General features: G+C 47.8%; 8 protein-coding genes and 1 pseudogene. 1 reads left to right on the plus strand and 8 read right to left on the minus strand.

The annotated features are described in order from the left end of the window. Nucleotides 1-353: 353 nt before the first annotated feature. The 6 genes from ACGF63_RS18105 to ACGF63_RS18130 all read right to left on the minus strand — a co-directional run bounded on the left by ACGF63_RS18105 (nt 354) and on the right by ACGF63_RS18130 (nt 10,066). Nucleotides 354-860, minus strand: a complete 507-nt coding sequence (locus ACGF63_RS18105) for a contact-dependent growth inhibition system immunity protein (protein WP_132356435.1) — start codon at nt 858-860, stop codon at nt 354-356. Between the two features lie 24 nt (nt 861-884). Then, on the minus strand, nt 885-1,367 hold the full coding sequence (locus ACGF63_RS18110; RefSeq protein WP_132356436.1) for an immunity 42 family protein: 483 nt from the start codon (nt 1,365-1,367) through the stop codon (nt 885-887). Continuing rightward, on the minus strand, nt 1,364-6,565 hold the full coding sequence (locus tag ACGF63_RS18115; RefSeq protein WP_387632544.1) for a DUF637 domain-containing protein: 5,202 nt from the start codon (nt 6,563-6,565) through the stop codon (nt 1,364-1,366). Before ACGF63_RS18115 ends, ACGF63_RS18110 begins: the two co-directional genes overlap by 4 nt. 62 nt (nt 6,566-6,627) lie before the next feature. Beyond that, the gene (locus ACGF63_RS18120) at nt 6,628-8,307 is read right to left on the minus strand and encodes a ShlB/FhaC/HecB family hemolysin secretion/activation protein (protein WP_387632547.1); all 1,680 of its coding nucleotides are present in this window, start codon (nt 8,305-8,307) and stop codon (nt 6,628-6,630) included. Between the two features lie 623 nt (nt 8,308-8,930). Beyond that, on the minus strand, nt 8,931-9,674 hold the full coding sequence (locus ACGF63_RS18125; protein ID WP_162524227.1) for a type 2 GTP cyclohydrolase I: 744 nt from the start codon (nt 9,672-9,674) through the stop codon (nt 8,931-8,933). 182 nt (nt 9,675-9,856) lie between these two features. Further along, nucleotides 9,857-10,066, minus strand: coding sequence for a YbfA family protein (locus ACGF63_RS18130; RefSeq protein WP_152963679.1), 210 nt, complete (start codon nt 10,064-10,066; stop codon nt 9,857-9,859). 247 nt (nt 10,067-10,313) lie between these two features. Between ACGF63_RS18130 and ACGF63_RS18135 the strand changes: the two are divergent. Beyond that, nucleotides 10,314-10,507, plus strand: a pseudogene (locus tag ACGF63_RS18135) (hypothetical protein); the annotation flags it as partial. A 22-nt stretch (nt 10,508-10,529) separates the two neighbouring features. On the opposite strand, the gene ACGF63_RS18140 reads toward ACGF63_RS18135, so the two are convergent. Then, nucleotides 10,530-16,853, minus strand: a complete 6,324-nt coding sequence (locus tag ACGF63_RS18140) for a S8 family serine peptidase (RefSeq protein ID WP_387632549.1) — start codon at nt 16,851-16,853, stop codon at nt 10,530-10,532. 50 nt (nt 16,854-16,903) lie between these two features. Further along, nucleotides 16,904-17,428, minus strand: a complete 525-nt coding sequence (locus ACGF63_RS18145; RefSeq protein WP_387632552.1) for a DUF5625 family protein — start codon at nt 17,426-17,428, stop codon at nt 16,904-16,906. Nucleotides 17,429-17,537 lie beyond the last annotated feature (109 nt).

The raw sequence follows: 17,537 nt of genomic DNA on the forward strand, positions 1-17,537 counted from the left end.
TATTCTTTTTTTGCTGATTTTTTAACACTCTTTTAATGGTTAATGGATTTCGATTAAATATAATTAATATCCTTTTAAAAAATTTAACTTATGGTTAAATGAATTTTTTATATAAAGTATTTTATTGTCCAGAAAAAGAAAAATACATAGATGTATCGGTATTATGGAAAGCGATTTAAAATCCACACTCATTATTTCACCACCGTGATTTTAGCGGTAAAGCTCATTGAATAACGTTTTAAGCCTTTTGAGATAATTAGCGGATACATAATAATGATTACGTATCCACCTTAATTAACTCTATAAATCAAAGCTCATAGCTAATCAGTGAAAAACAAACTGTTGTTTTATCATTAAACATAACTTCTGCAACGTGAAAAAGCCAATCGTAATGCTGCACCAACTTCCTCTGGAGAACTGTCTGCTGGGATCACGACATAATCAGATTCAACAATGCCTTTTCCTGTCCAAAGCTCAAGTTTTTCATGACCATAGGGTATAATAGTTATGACTCCATCTAACAAACAGATATCACAGTTATTCATCTTTTTAAATAACTGACGTTTTGAGCGGTAACTATAAGATCCCACCATCTCTGTGATCCAATCTTTATACTGTTTGTCATTTGCATCATAATCAAAATAATCCCCACATTCATCAAGTGGAATTACTCTGCTTTTTGACAAAGCATCAAGCACAGCCTTTCCCAACTCTTGATCAGATACAATTGGCTGTAATAAATGATTGCTTCCTAAGGGATCTACCCCTAATAAGCCGTTGCCTGAATGGGTTTGTATTGAATAAAAATCACCATTAAATTTAGCTCCGGCATTCAACCCTTGGTCAGGATGCTTGTTCATTATTTCACCACTGTAATTTTGACGCTAACCACTAGTAAATATTTTGGTTAACGGACATTGTGACATTTCTTGAATTACAGAATGAACTGTACCGGCAGGTAATAAAGTCTCTTTTATTGTATTCCCATCATCAACACTCCAAATCAGGCGATCATTTTGGCTTGTTTTCATAAAGTAAATATAATAGCCATTATCCCCCATTGCAGTACAAGTCATATCAAACAAGCTATCAATAAGATCTTCTCCTTCTCCTGTAAAATAACTTTCTGCATTTCTGTATAAGGTAATAGGATCAAAGGGAATATCATTACATGCCAACTCATCTATTTTCATATTTGAGTAAAAGCCAATTGTTGTTCTTAATTCGAAAACATCAACAAGGTCAAATAATTTATTTCCTTCTAGATAGAAAGAAAATACGCCATTTTTCCAAAAGCTATCTGGAGAGTTCCATGACTCAACAATGTCAAATTGAAGAGAAAAGTAAAATGGATCACCATAAATCACTTTAGTTTCACTCCTAGTTTTTTCTGAATATCACTTGGCACCTGTTTGCTTGTTAAGGAATTGTTAATATCTCCGGAGCTGCCATTCCAATGATATTCTCCGTTAGTTCCTTCGAATCGGTGAACGTTACCGTTCTTGTCTACTGAGAACCGAACCTCTTTATTGTTATAGTTTTTTGAGCTTGGTATAGAGTTTTCAAAAAGAATTAGAGAGTCTTTAGGTTCTATTCCTGCATTTTTGCGATTTCCATCACCTCCGGGAGTATGTTTAGGATTTGATTTGTAAGTTAGCCCATTAGAAGCGACTATTGGCTCCGGTACCGGTATTGCACTTCCTCGATGTTTCCCAACAATCGACGCAACTGAAACCTTACCACCGATAGCACCACCAATACCGGCAGATTCTACCGCTTCTTTGGCTATCAGTGCACCTTTTTCCCAGGCGGGCAGAGCGTTATACAACAGCCCTAAATCGTTCTGGTTTTCTGTCGTCACAAACTGGCTGAGATGATGGGCATCTGCCTCTGATAAGCCAAACATCCATCTCAGGCCACTAACGGCATCGGCTGTTTTTATCCCACCGTCCATTTCGGCCTGATAGGTCAGTGTACATAATCCGCCGTTTCCGGCACAGTTAGACAACATTTCTGCCCGTTGCGCAGCGCTCAGTTCTCCGTATTTGTTCCAGATGGCTTCGGTAGAGGCTCCTTGCTTATTTGCCTCTTGAAGTTCTCTGGTCAGATTGTAAACACTCATGGAATGCAGGTGATTGAAGAGGATCACGATTTCACCGGCATGAGCACCACTGTTAGCGCCTTCTGCGCTATTAGTCGCAATCGCGCCTGCAACACCACCGATAATCTTGCCACCGGTTTGAATGTTCATCGGGTCGCTGAAGGTTTTATCCAGCGTGATTGCTGCCAGTTCCGCTGCTAATGCACCTGCCGCGGCCCCTTTTGCATTACCGCCACCGATCTCGGCCGCCAGAGCGGAGACAGCCGCATGGCTAATTGCTTTACCCGGCACACCCAGAACCTGGCCGTTATTGCCAATCAGATTGGCCCCTTCGGCGTTAATCTGGCTGCCAATATTAGACAGCAAAGCCGTGGTGAAATTGTCTTTAAAGCTGCCGCCATTCATCGTTGTTCCTAGGCTGGAACTGATGATGGATTGGCCCGCGACCCGCTGAGCGACTTTGCTCCAGTCGCCGTTGCTCAGGGAAGGTAATTTTGCCTTTAACGGATCCAGTTTTGCACCATTCGCCGCGTTATCCCATCCCATCACCGTGTCAAAGCCCGCTAATGCGCCACCCATTGCCATGGACGTGAAAGTGGATTTAACGGTATCGCTGCTTCCCATCGCTTTTAAAGTTTTGGACAAGTCACCCTGATTATCCACCAGAGCGACCGCTGCCTGAGAGGCCAGAGACGCCATGCCGGAAGCTGTCGCACCGTAAGCCATTGAGCCCACGGTAGCGGCGGTACTGGCGGTTGCCCCCGCTGCCGTCGCCGCTGAACCTGCCGTGCCTGCGGCTGATCCGGCCACCGAAGCCGTTATGCCTGCGCCTGCCGTCACGGTGGCGACAGCAATCGCGATAACCGCCGAAACCACCGGATTCAGGTGCTGGCTCTTATAATCCCAGCGGTCATACGCATCTTTGACTAAGTTCCATTGCACATCCTGACGTTCACTCAGTCCTTTCAGCCAGGCGGTTTCCGGGGTATTACCGAAAACTGACACGGCATTTTGTAATGACTGATCATTTTGGGCTTTGATATCCGCGTTGATCCCGTTGGCGGCCTCTACGGTGAGTTTTCCACCGAAATGGATCGCCGGCAGCACCCAGGTATTTTCAATGTAGCCTTTATCACTGTGGGTAATAAAAAAGCCTGTGGACTCGGTCAGGGTCTGTTCAAATCGGGTATTCTTCACCGCCTTGAAATTCACCTGACCTGTCCGGCTGGTGATACCGGCATTTTTCTGCGTGTTAACCTTTGCGGCTTCCAGCGTTACATCATCTTTTGCCAGCAGATTAATATTACCGTCGGCGGTAAATTCGGTGACTTTATTCGTGGCGCTCTCTTTTCTCCGGGTTTCCGTTTTAGAGCCAAAAAACGTGCAGGACTGAATGCCCAGGACTTTTTTACAGCTTTTCTGTTTTTCTTCCCATCGATAGGTTTCTTCCATGGCCTGGGCGTACAGGAATCCCCCTTGCGCCGCAATGTCCATCGCGCCTTTCGCCATCAGTTTTGTCGCCTGAAACAGAATATTCCCACCGGAGAGCATAGTCAGATTGCCACCACTGTTTATCTCGGTGCCTTGCTGGGTGTAGCGTTCGGTTCCCTCTCCGCTCGTATGGTTACGCACCGATTCAACGCGCATATTGCCCCCGCTGGTGAGCATGATGTGACCGGCTGAGTTCAGCGTGCTCCCTTGGGTGGTCAGGGTGCCATTAGCGGTCAGCGTCAGCCCTTTTTCTCCCCGAAGGTCTGCCCCCTGATGGCGTTCATCCTGATGTTCATCTGATGGATGGGTGAGGGCGGAATACGGCAAGGCTCCCAGGGTCATATTCCGGCCGGCCAGAATGGTGGCCTGATTGTTGGCCCGGAGATTGGCACCCTGCAAGTGGATATCCCGGGCGGCATTTAACGTGAGATGGTGACCGGCCAGCAGTTGTGCACGCATTTCCGGGCGGCGTTGTGTTTTAAAGGCGTTATCATCGTCTTTATTCAGCGCGCGGGGGGATAAATCGATATCTTGCCCACTATGCAGACTGATTGATTGACCGGCATTGAAGGTGAGCCCCTGAATTTGCAGGGTGTGACCCGCAGAAACCACCATGTCCCCGCTACTTTCCCAACTTCCCACCTGTTTCAGCCGGGATTCATAATCGGCGGGCGGCTTGCCGAGGGGCGCGTGGGTGAGCCGGCTTTCATTGCGTACCAGCTGAATATCCTGACCGGCATACAGGCCCAGTTGGGTGTTTTTGGCGACCGCCACGTTTTCCAGGTGAATATTCTTACCCGCCTGTAACGTCACTTTTTCACCGGCATTCAGTTGGGAAACGTGCGGTTTGCCGTCACTGTCGTAATAGTGAATATCCGGTTCACTGAATCGAATATCGCCCTGACGGGCAATCAGGTTGATGTCTTTGCCGCCCAGCGCAGTTTGTGTGGCATTTAGGTGATTAACGGCCAACAGGGAAAGCGCCTGACCGGCCTGGAGGTCAGCATGTTGAAGATGGAGATTATTTTCTGCTATGGCGGAAAAATCCTGTTTTGCCTGAAAACCGCTTTCACCCCAGATATTCTTGGCGTGCAGCACGATGTTATTAGCGGAGACCACGGTGTTGACGCCGTTATATCCACGCTCCTTAAGCGAGGTCTCTCCGATGGGAGATGGGGTGTCAAATTTGATGTCATCGTTGAAGTCCGCGATAAAATTTTCCCCGGCAGAAACCGTGCCCATTACCGCCCCGGACGGATAAAAAGCGGTACTTTCGCCCTGTTTAATCAGGTCGACATAAATCGGCTCAAGTTCCATGTCGGGAAATTGCTTTTTGGCCTCGTCTATCGAGTGACCAATGCCATCTTTCCATCTGAAATGCTCATTTATTTCGGGGAAAGCATATGAGGTAAACCCATGCAGGTTGCCGAGGGAAACACTGCTATTGAGATAATGGTTTCCCGTCATAATAAGATTTTTATTCGCCGCGATTTTACTCTGGGCATTCACAATCTGATCGCCGTTGAGATACAGGTGATTACCCGCCAGTATTTGGGCTTCCGGGCTGGCCCCGGTGACGGTTAATGTTTTTTGCCTGTCATTTACCTGGGGATTTTCTTTAATGTTGACGTGGCCGAACCATTTTCCCGCCGGCGGATTGTTCAGATAGGGCTCGATGATGATCAACAGATTAGGATCATCTTTCCAACCGTTCCCAAGCACATTCGCGGTGAAGGAATGTGAATCCGGTGTTTTTTCATGCCACTGGGGGGTGAAAACATCGCGCACGTTATTCAATTTATTCGTGCGGATAACCAAATCCTCTTTCACGGTTTTTATCGTTGCCGATCTATTCTCGACTAACTGACCTTTATTCCCCTGCGCATCTTTCTGTATCCACAGATTATTGCTGGCTTGCAGTAAGGCTTTATCACCGGTATTACACACAGTGTCACCGAATACCCGCATATCCCGACCGGCGGTCACGCTGCCTTTATTCTCCAGGGTGGTGTTTGCCAGGGTAATATCCCGGCCCGCTTGCACGTTAATATTCGGCGCAATATAAGTTTCTTTGCCCATAATATTTAAGTCGGTTTTAGCGTGGGTATTTCCTAATTCAATTTTGCCGTTGGCGTTTAAGGTGATATCACGCTGGTCGCTAACCACATCTTTCAGATTAACCCCAACGCCATCTTCAGTGGCGACCAGCCGGATTTTATTGGCATACATACCGCCCAGCGCTTTGGTATCAATAGCTAATTGCGGTTTAGCACCTTCTCCGGCAATGGATTTAACTGTGCCGTCTTTTAAACTGATGCGGTTGGTGCCCTGCGTCAGAGAGAGATTATTGGCCTGAATTTTTCCATTTAACTCCGTGGCCCGGCTGATGATATCGACATAATCCGTCACTTTACCCTCCAGCCCTTTGCCGCCAAGGGTGATCTGGCCTTGTTTAACTTCCAGGGCTTCCAGCGCACCCTGTTTGTCAAACTGAGGTTTCCCGGTGGTCAGGGTTGCGCTGGCGGTATTGATAAAACCACAGCCATCACAGGTAATGCCGTTGGGGTTGGCAATCATCACATTGGCTTTATTGCCGACAATCTCCAACTGGCCTTGCAGCTCAGAGCGTCCGTTGCCGGTGACTTCATTGATAATCAGTTCCGCTGCGTTGCCTGTCAGGTTAGGGTTGGCGTTCAGTTGCCCGGCCAGCTGTGATTGCGCCGCCTGTGTGGCGTTATTGAGCACGGCACCTTGAGTGGCAACGTTAAACTCTTGATAGGTGTTATGGGATATTCCCGCGCTATTCGGGGTAGCGATATTCACCACCGGGACATTACCCTGATGTTGTACCTGTGTGTGGTGATTATCTGGCGTTATCCCAGCCGCAATAGCGGGATGAAGGGGATAGACCGCGGTAAGATAAATTAAAAGATAACTCGTGACCCTAGCCACAGGGGTGCTACGTTGACTCATGTATCAGTCCTTATTTTATTGCAATGGAAATTTTTTGTTTCAATGGGTTATGTCTTGTATCGTTACAAAATCAGTGATGCAGACCAGTAAACCACCCAGTGATCCGGTTTCAGGTGGTCAGGGTGAGTGAGTGGCTTGCCAACAGTTATCGCCTGATTGAATCGGCGGTGCGTTAGTGAGAGGCTAAGTGCGGTTCCAGTGACATTACCGCCATCAATTTGCCCGGTTTTTCCCCGTAACCACCCCGTATCCAGCGCCCCGGTTAAGGCGAGTTCACCCAGTACAGGAAGCTCTGAAATCCGCCAGTTCAGCTCATTGCGCCAATATCCACCGCGATTGCCGGTGAGATATTGTTCTTTAAATCCCCGAACGGAATATTGTCCACCCAGTGAAAGGCGTTCGCTGGCGTAAAGGTTGTCCGGCGTGGTTTGGCTGTAAATGGATGAGAGGTAATAAATGGAATCTGTAACCGGCATAAAATAGCTGGCACTCAGGCTAAATTTGCGGAATTGACTCCGTGGCGCATCCGGGAAATGGGGATCATCTTGTGTCGCACCGAGCACCGGTAAACCGTGGCTTATTGCCGGGTTAAATGTGATATAGCCACCCGCCAGTACGGAACTGTAGTGAATGCCAATGTTGATAGAGCTTAACGTCGGGCTGCTGATGGATAATTTCTCTCCTGCCAGCAAATTGGTCGTCTGGCGGTGCGTCAATCCCATATCCAGAGCCAGTTTCTGTTCGCCATCACGGTATAACGCCCGGTTTATTGCCAATCGGTGAGTCTGGCTATCGCCTTCGTAGCGATAAGCTTGTAAATCGACCGGGATGTTTTGAAAAGAGTCGTTCCACGCATATTGATAACTGAACAACCAATAACCATAAGGAACCGTCACATTGGCAGAAAGACTGCGGTTTTGGTGGCTATTGCGCAAATCACTGTTATGGTCAGCAGACAATGACCACTGGTCAGCAAGATGTAATGGATTATCCAGGTTCACACTGGCATTGATTTGCCCGGTGCCGGTACTTTTTTGACCACTGTTATCTGCACCTAAATTGACACTGATTGGTAAACGCGTCGAGGTTCGTTTTAAGGTAACCACAGAATAGCCCGGTTGCTTTCCCGGCTGAATATCAATGGTTACCTGTTGGGAGGGCAGGCGGTTCAGGCGTTCCATACCTTGTTCAATATCCCGCAGATTGAGTGTTTTTCCAATCATGCCCGGAAAGGCCATTTTGAGTGAGAGGGGTGTTTCATCATCAAGGCTGATTGACTCAATTTTACCTTCATTCACGGCAATAGTGAGGGTTCCGGAGGATAAATCTTGTGCTTTGAGACTGGCATGGGAAGTGACATAACCCCGTTCGATATAGGCATTCGATACTTTACGCATCAGCCCATTAATGTCCTGCAAAGTTAAACAATGAGATAAATAAGGGTGAATCAAGTTCTGTTTGACTGATCTTGACAGGCTTTCAGCACCTTTAAACTCAATTTGGTGGATGGTATGGCAAACAGATCCTTGTGCACCGGGTGTTGGCTCGGATGGTGGAGATAAAGTGATGTTGTTGCGCAGCGCTTCCCGTTGCTGTTGGGCTTGCTGCAACACGGCTTTTTGTTGTTGCGTGATGGTTTCTTGATCCGCCGGGCTGACAGGGATTGAAGCCTGTGCCAGTGTGGAGATTGCCAGCAAAATAAGCCCTGTCAGGCTTCGGTGATGAATGGATAATTTTCTCATAGATAATAGTTAATAATTTTATAGTGACATTATTAAACTATTCTAATGTTGTATTAATTGCCTGTCTGAATGGATAGCGCAAAATGTGATCAAGATCTGGTTGTTTAATCCTGACAATGGGGAATGAAATGTATTAAATGCTATAAAGTGGCAATAAGAATGGAGATAATTTTATACATCAACATCAGTTCTTTAAGTTTATTAATAATATTACGTCCCTAGCCTGGCAGGTGTGTAGCATTCTGCTTATGTCTTTGGGGATGTTTTTAAATGGGTTGGTCAACAACCTGAAGCTTTAACTTGATAGTTAGAACTTTTATTTAATTAGGGAAATGACTTAGTGGGAATTGAGGTTATACCAGCACGACTGAAATCATCGTAAAAATTGATCTCGCCATCTTCCTTGTGTATGCTCGTTTTTCAAGAGCGGATACACGCTATCCTGCTCTCTAAATTATCAAACGTAGCCACCGCTTGCGTGTGTAGCCGGATCATTAGGATCAAAACTCACAATTCTATAAAGCGGATAGAACAACGTTAATTATGAAAATATGAAAAGTTTGTCAAAAGCTTTGAAGCCCACTCTGGTGGGCTTCGTTTATTTCCGTGTCAGAAAAATTTGCTTAAGCCGGATTGGGAATATCAATAAAAGTCACATCCAGCCCATAATTATTAGCCAACCACTCCCCCAGTGCCTTAACACCATAACGCTCAGTGGCATGATGGCCCGCCGCATAGAAATGCAGCCCCATTTCGCGGGCGATATGCACAGTCTGCTCTGAAACTTCACCGGTAATAAACGCATCAACACCAAATTCAGCCGCCGGTTGAATAAAGCTCTGCCCACCGCCGGTACACCAGGCAAGAGTGCGAATTTCTGCGGGTGCATTATCACCCACATGCAGTGCCTTACGGCCCAGCGCCTGTTCAATGCGTGAAGCTAACTCAACCGGCGTTATTGGCTGATCAAATTCCCCATACGGCACGAATGGCTCAATCAGCCCGACAACTTTCGCCCCAATCTTCTGGGCCAGTTGCGCGTTATTTCCCAATGATGGATGGGCATCCAGCGGTAAATGGTAGCCATATAAATTAATGTCATTGCAGAGCAACGTTTTCAGACGGCGATGTTTCATGCCACGAACCACCGCCGGTTCATTTTTCCAAAAATAGCCATGATGAACGATAATCGCATCAGCCTGATGGCGAACCGCTTCATCCAATAACGCCTGACAAGCTGTAACACCGGTAACGATCCGCTGAATATGAGCACGCCCTTCAACTTGTAAACCGTTGGGCGCATAATCCTGAAACTCACCAACATTCAGCTTTTGGTTAATCACATTTTCCAGCTCAATATTATGCATCATATTCGTCCTGTATTTGGTTGTGTGGGAGTAACATACCCATCTGCACCAGCCATAGCAATTGAGCTTTGTGATTTTTCCGATTCCGGTATAAAGCAAAACGCCTTGCCAGAATAAACAGGCAAGGCGTTTAACTATTTAACTCTCTATTAACAGCGGAAAACCAGATTCTCCGCCAAACATCAGTTAGTTCTGACTTGAGCAACCAGCTCGGATTGCTCTAACCATACAGGCTTATCGCTGGTTTTTACCCATACACGGTACAAATAACTGTAAAAACGGGCACGATCACAACGAAACAACATAACTGGTAGCGCCAACACACCTACAGTTACAGCACCAATACGACGTAAAAGAATCTGGTACCGAGGATATTTACGATATGCAGACATATTAGACCCTCCTAAAAAAGATCCTGCCGGACAGCAGAATCCCCAAAATAATCCATCTGTAAATTGTTTAAAATTTTACCGCACAAAATGAAAATTTACTACTTATCCGACCACTTTTAAGCAGTTATCATCACTCTATTTTCCATATCATGTAATTTTATTACATTAAATATGATAAAAATGTAATATTACAAGCAAACAACAACATTTAGTTAACAATTAATGAGAATGGAATTAATAATGGGATAACAAAAAGCTACTTACGTTACTGGTTCAGTGCGTCAGCGCTTTTATACAATAGCTGGAACATCAGTCAGGCAAACTGGCCGGCTGGATCTCAGAGAGTTACTTTGTCGAAAAAGTAACTTTGTGATGACATGTGCCTTGGTCAATAACACGGGGCTGTTCCCCACTGGCCCTATTTATGAAAACCCGCGATAACCATCGCGGGTCTTGTTAGCGATCAGTGCCAGTTGGCTGCCAGCACAGGTTGCAGCCGCTGTTGCTCGACATCGCCGAGCATTGCGGTCGCAGGCGCTGGCGGCGCAAATGCAGCCATCGCCTGAACAAGGTGTTCGACATCACTGTCCATCAACCGATGACCGTCACCGGCCATGATGCTTTTTGGTCGTTCGGTGTGACTGGCATACCAATTATGCAGCGTTACCTCCTGCTTGCTGCCAATGACCGAAATTTGCAGATCCTGTCCTTCATGCTGGAACCACAGACGATCAGGGCTGATATCCTTTCCAAACACCAACCGCCCCACCTCACCTCTAAATTCCAAATCGTTATCCCCATGCCCGACTTCTACCGTCGACATAGTACCACTGGTCACAATATTGTTATTACCATCCCCTACTTTCACCTCCGACATAGTACCACTGGTCATGATATGGTTATTACCATCCCCGGCTTCCACTCGCGACATGGTACTACTGGTCACGATATAGTTATTACCATCCCCTACTTTCACCTGAGCTAAAGCTCCAGTGCCGGTGTCGGTAATACGATTATTGCCATGTCCGACTGTTAGACTGCCGACATTGCCGACAATGACGTTGTTACCATTACCTAGCGTGATATAGGCTCCCTGTCCCGTCACATTCACCTTATTATCACCGTTGCCGGCAACCACTTTGCCACTTATAGCTTCCACATTGATAGTCTTGCTCTCGTCCCCCAAAGTAACCTTGCCAAAAGTTTTTTGGACCGTAATAGAATTAAGGTCAGTGGTCACCGGTGTAGGTTCCACTGCTGGCTCAATTTTCGGAACGTTAAGCGTTGGGTGCAGCTCAACAGGAGGAATGATAATTGGCTCCCGGTCAATAGGTGACATCCAGTCACGAAGGCGCCTTAGGTCATGAACGGGAAAGCTAATTGGCTCCAGCTTAACAGGGGGAAGTCTAATCATCTCCCGGTCAATATCAATAGAAGGAATTTTAATCGGTTCCCAGTCAATAAGCGGCTTCAGGTCGATAGAGGGAAGCGGTAAAGGCTTGTCAACACCAAGGGGGTCGATAATGGGTGTCAATAAGCCCGGTACAGTAACCGTCGGTTTATCGGGAGATTGCGTCACCACTGGCCCGACCGTTGGCACCAAATCCGGCGAAGGATCCGCAAAGAGGAAATCGGCAGCATCGACCTGCGAAGTATCCAAGGTATCGAGATACAGCAGCTTCACGTTTGAATCAGTACCGCTGGCCCCATTAAAGGTAACGTCAACGCCATGAATTTGTGACAGACCGTTGATCGTGCCACGATTACTCTTAGCGATGGTTAGTTGGCTGAAATCAGTGATTCCGGTTTGACGCAAATCAATTTTATCAATGCCGTGACGGAACCCACGTAATGCATTCTTGTAGTCCTTGACGCCCGGTTGGGCTGCCACCACAAAAACGTCTGACGCCGCACTGTCATGACTATAGATAGTCCCATTCAAGCTAAATTTCATCTGACCCTGAGCATCGCTAGTGAGCATAACACCCTTGCCGCCGCCCTTAAGGATCACGGTTCCCAAGCCTTCTTGTGGCTGGAGCGTTGAGGTGTCGCTACTCGTGTAAGCCATCGGGGCGATAAAGGTGTCCTGAAACTTGAAGTTCGCCGCACCGATCCCGGCTATTGTCTGATTTTTCAGGACAATACTTTGCCCCTTACCCAGATCGACCTTAACATCCGCCCCCTGCTGCGTCAGCAGTAGATCGGCAAATGTTTTTCCACCAAATCCGACCAGATCGATGATTTCGCCACGAGCGGCCTCGAAGTTGCTGATGATATCGCTGCCTGTCTCACGGCGATGGATCACAAAGAAGTCCTTACCCGCACCGCCTGCCAGTGTGTTGTTTCCACGCCCGCCATCAAGCAATGCATCAGCATTACCAGCGACCAGCGTATCGTTGCCATCACCAGTGATGATGTTCTGAATGCTCGACGGATCCTTTATCGTCAACGCTGTGCCGCCAATGCTGGCAACACCGGTCAGCAAGTTAACTGAGGTATCCCGCGAAACAGCCGCCGCATTGAGGGTATTACGCCCACCCGCCACGCCATTGACCGCGTCATCCAGCACCGCGCGGTTGGCCTGCCCGACCACCGATTGGATATATTCGTCGGTGTAAAAGTAAGTGTCATCTGGGGTGCTCTTGCTGCCGTACAAACGTAGCGACCAGGCGTTTAACGTGACCGGCAAGCCGGAACTCGAATCGGTCACCTGTAGGGTCCAGTTGCCAACCGAGCGTTCACCAAAATCATGGGTCGACATAAAGCTGTACTTGAACGTCCCCGACTGGCTGCTACCCAAATCGGTCGCACTTGCGCCCGGCATGCCGTCCGGAACCTTACCCTGACGATTGAGCAATATGCTCTGAGTGCCATCGGGAGAGATCAGTTTGAGCGTCAGATCGCCAAGACGGCCAACCTGGGCGTCAAAATCGATCTCGACATGCTCGACATTCAGACCAGCATTCATGGCGATGGACGACGTCAGCGTCTCACCCGCGGCCAAGGTTTTCCCCAGAGGGCCGCTGGATGCGCTATAGACGTACTCGTTGGCAGCGGTACTTTGAGTCATCCAAGCCTCGGCCAAGCGCACAGCGGCTCGCGCATCGACTTGACCAAAACCGTAATCGTTGCTGGTATGCATACCGCCGCCATTCCAGCTGTGGCTTTTATTGTCGCGCCATTCGGTGGATGGATCGTTGATCTTGCGAGCGGATAAGGCAAGGATCTGCTGCACATCCCGATAGCCCAGGTTCGGGTTGGCCTCAAGCATCAGCGCAATAACACCGGAGACTATCGGAGCGGCAAAGCTGGTGCCTTGCATGCTGGTGTAGTCATTGCCGAAAGTTGAGCCACGTTCGGTTTTCAGCATATGGCTGGTAGACACAACATTGCTGCCCGGTGCCGAAACCAGCAGGCTGGCTCCCGGGTTGGAGAACGGTGAGGAACCAATCTGCAAAGTTGACAAATCGCCCTGTGCGTTGATCGCACCGACTTCCACCGAAAAGCGGTTGTTATTGGTCAGCGACCCTTGGGCATTGCCACCTTCTGCACGATTATTACCGCCTGCCGCCACGATGACGGTACCCAATCCGCCACGACCATTGGCCGCCGCGTACTGCGCATTCATACTCAGCGACGCGGCAGTATTTATAGAGCCGTCCTGAAAGCTGCTGAGTGCGAAATCGTTGGTAAATCCCCAGCTATTGTTGGCAACGTCAAAACTGACCATATGCCCCAGTCCCGCCAGATCGGCACCGTCATTGGCCAGATAATAACCGCCCAACGTAGCATCATGGGCAACCCCTACGCCCCCTGCATTATTTTTCGCCGCGACCATCACACCCGCCACCATTGTCGCGTGGTTGGAGACCACGTTCGGCAAGGTGCCATTGGTTTGTTGAGTCTGCAACCAAGCTTTGTCGACATTCGCCGCAAGGTCGGGGTGATTGATATCAAATATTTCAGGCGCGGTGGCAAACTTACCGCCCGGCTCGAACTGACCAATGCGTACCCCCTTGCCGGTGTAGTCCTTCCAGACCGGCAGAATGTTGGCATCGCTCAGATACCATTGCTGAGCAGCCAATGGATCGAGAGGAACTTCCGGGGTCAGTAGCGTGACAGCAGCACGCATCGGCGCTGTCTGCCCGCTGTTCAGGTCTACTACCGATGCCGAAGGATTACCGGCCGCATCGGTGACACCGTATTTGAAGCTGATCAGGCCCGTGTAATGTGGGTCCGGGGTGAACAAAACATCGCCCTGGGCTGTGAGGCTGACCGTGCCGCCTATCGCATCCCCAACATTGGCAATGCGCAAAGCTCCCTGACTGTTAAGATGTTGATCGTTGGTCAGCAGGCTCTCTGCGGAAATCAGATGAGGCTGAGTACGATCAAAAACCTTGCCGTCCTTGTCGTGGGTGAGGACATCCTCGACAGGCATAGCATTGGGTATTTGTAAATCAACAGCCGAAATATCTGAAAAATTGAGTTTTTGGATATTTTTCAGCGTCACCGTGCCGTCACGCCCAGCGACCTTATCGGCCACTTCATACCCACTGTCGGTGCGGGTGATTCGATAATCGCCGTGGTTACCGTGTAGGCTGACTATGTTGACCCCGCCGTCCCCATCAATCGTTGCATTACCGTGACCCACTTCGATAACGTCGTCACCCAAGCCGCCGAAAATCTTATCGGCCCCGCCACCGGCGTGAATGATGCTTCCACCTTCGGAAGCATAAATTGAGTCACCCTGAGGACCGGCATAGATAACCGACTTACCACTGCCACCAATGATGGTGTTGTGCCCACTGCCGCCGACCAAGACGTCGTTACCCATTCCACCGACCAGAACCGAATCGCCGGAGCCCCCTTTGATAAAGACACCATTGGCTCCACCGCTTCTGATGACATCACTGCCGCTACCGCCTTGGGCGATAGTCAAACCGGCTTGAGCCATGTTCAGCTCCATACCTTTTTTGCCGACAATGATCGCCGTATCGTGCCCCCCATTGCCGTGAATATTTTTCGTATCGTCAGAAGCGCTGATGACAAAAACGTCATCGCCAGCACCGCCAACATAGGTATTGCTCCCTGCGCCCCCGACCAGCCAGCTACCGGTTTTTGCCGCAATCAACGTATCATTGCCACTGCCACCATACAGATTGCTTACTCCCAGTTGCTCAGCATTTAGGGTTTCATCTGTGTTACTCTGACTGGCATAAGCCGTGGTAGTGATACCTTTGGTGGTGGAAGTCACTTTCGTGCCAGCTCCCTGAGTGCTCAGGGTGTTGCTAACGGTATCACCAAGAAAATCGACGGCCAGCATTTCCTGAGTTTTACCATTAATAGTAAACGACCCACTGGCAACGACCTTATTCCCATCACGCACTTCTGTTTTGTTCGAAGCCCGGACGTTTATCTGGGTAATACCCAATTCCGCCAGTGTCTTGAGTTCGCCCGCATCGACTTTTGCATCGTGGGTGCTGTCGACCCAAACCCGCAACTGGCTCCAGATCGGATCACGTTCATCAATCACTCCATCCTTGTTGGCATCTTCACTGGCTAAGGCGCCAAAACCATCCTTGAATTTTTTTTCGCCAGCGGCTCCGTTTATTCCGGCCTTACCACTGTAGTACTCGGAGAACATCTGACTGGCATTTTTTATCTGACCGCTACCATCGTCGATCACCAGTATTCCGGTATTGCTATCTGCCCAACCGCTACGCTTGAGCGTACCACTGTTGTCCATATCGAACAGTACGCCATCACGGATGTCGGTCATGTGCACACCATTGCCACTCAAATCCAATAACAGCGGGTCAACATAGGTGTTGAACGTCGTCATCGCCGATAAGCCGTTCAACGTCACGGCGTTGCGCAGGCCAAAGTCCAGCTTGCTAGTGTCCCCGGGTTGGTAGAAAGGCTTGTAGAACTCCGATAGATAAGTGTTGGGCCGAACATTGGGGTCGAGCTGCATTTCACCGGGACGAATGCCACCGGTGGCAAGGCTAGCCATCTGTGTTGAAACAAAGTCGGTTTTGTCAAGAATGCCCGAAGAAGTGAAGATTTTATGGGTCGCTGAATTTTGGATATAACCGTTGGCAACATCCTGCTGCGCTTTGTTTTCACCCTGAATATGTTTCTGGGGCTGTGGAGAGGACTTGATATCAATGTTAATCAAGTTTGTCGATGGTGGGGAGACGCTCTTATTCTCATCTGGGGTCAACCATAAAGTTTTAATAACATCTCTTGCCTCATGATACTCATAATACTTACCATCACGAACCAGATTGTTACGAATAATTTCAGCTCCATTATATTTTAACATATTACTCAAAGGAATAATGTTATTTACGGGAAACTGATTTCCTTGCATACCATGCGTATTGTATCCAATGGATGTTAATGAGAAAAACACGAAATCTACGCAACTATTAGAGTGCAGACTGTATTCTTTATCCCTAAATCCACCTACTTTCTTTGGATTTTCCGAAAATGCAGCTAACTTGTTATACTGAGCTTCAGTCAAGGCTACGGTAACTTCATAAGAGATCTGTTGGTAGGCGGCATTATCATTATTTGTTACTCGCCCTTCGCCCCACGGTTCATCATACCTTGACTCGAAACCGTAACTTATTTCATTTCCGCTCCCGTCATTTAAAACATACCACATATGACCGCCGGATGAAGAATGTACATCTCCCGCTTGATGTTCGTTCTTATCTTCCTGATAAACATACTTAGCCCCCATCGGGGCAACTTTATACGTTACAGTGTATTTCTTTTCCATACTTATTATTTCCTCTATTTGTTATTTCTCTTTGTTTTTTTCTGAATAAATTAAATCTTTGGATTAAAATAGGAGAATTCGACAAAACTCTCGATGTCATTAAAGGCAGGGACATCCTCCAGTGTGGTAATTACCGCAGAGTAACGTCCGGGGGGTAACTCAAGTATTTTAATGTTTCGCACAGCCATATTTATTCTTCTTCCTTCATAATCGAAAGACTGTCCCCAACCACGTCCTCCTGCATTTATTTTTTTGTCAAAAAAAACCTCGCCGTTTCTAACCAAATGAAGCGAAACGGGGGTTATAACTCCGTCCTTATCAATACTACCGAATAATTCAAGCCGCCTTTTCATTTCATCATCATAATCATCCCCTTTAGCAAACAGCAGAGCAAACTGATAATCTCCAACCTTACTGATTTCAAAATCAATTTTTACTGATTGACCAGACTTCGACACGTCAATCGGTTTGTATATATCAATGGGCTTAGAGCAGGCCATTAATAAGGTGCAGCTCATAAAAATAATAATATTTCGCCAATTTTTAAATCTCTCATGTACCTGTAATGTTTTCATCACGTCACTCCAAATTTTGATATTGCCTTTGTTTATACTTGTCGTATTTCAATATGCATTTGTTATCTCCCCACCATTCGGTGAGATAATAATCTGCCTCCATCTTGCG

Origin of the sequence: Photorhabdus sp. RM322S, from assembly GCF_042879395.1 — a bacterium.
GTDB classification, from domain to species: domain Bacteria; phylum Pseudomonadota; class Gammaproteobacteria; order Enterobacterales; family Enterobacteriaceae; genus Photorhabdus; species Photorhabdus khanii.

What these genes read in the sequence shown, in the direction of transcription:
- ACGF63_RS18105 (WP_132356435.1), bottom strand. Translation starts at nt 860, where the DNA reads ATGAACAAGCATCCTGACCAAGGGTTGAATGCCGGAGCTAAATTTAAT.
- ACGF63_RS18115 (WP_387632544.1), bottom strand. Translation starts at nt 6,565, where the DNA reads ATGAGTCAACGTAGCACCCCTGTGGCTAGGGTCACGAGTTATCTTTTA.
- ACGF63_RS18120 (WP_387632547.1), bottom strand. Translation starts at nt 8,307, where the DNA reads ATGAGAAAATTATCCATTCATCACCGAAGCCTGACAGGGCTTATTTTG.
- ACGF63_RS18125 (WP_162524227.1), bottom strand. Translation starts at nt 9,674, where the DNA reads ATGCATAATATTGAGCTGGAAAATGTGATTAACCAAAAGCTGAATGTT.
- ACGF63_RS18130 (WP_152963679.1), bottom strand. Translation starts at nt 10,066, where the DNA reads ATGTCTGCATATCGTAAATATCCTCGGTACCAGATTCTTTTACGTCGT.
- ACGF63_RS18140 (WP_387632549.1), bottom strand. Translation starts at nt 16,853, where the DNA reads ATGGAAAAGAAATACACTGTAACGTATAAAGTTGCCCCGATGGGGGCT.
- ACGF63_RS18145 (WP_387632552.1), bottom strand. Translation starts at nt 17,428, where the DNA reads ATGAAAACATTACAGGTACATGAGAGATTTAAAAATTGGCGAAATATT.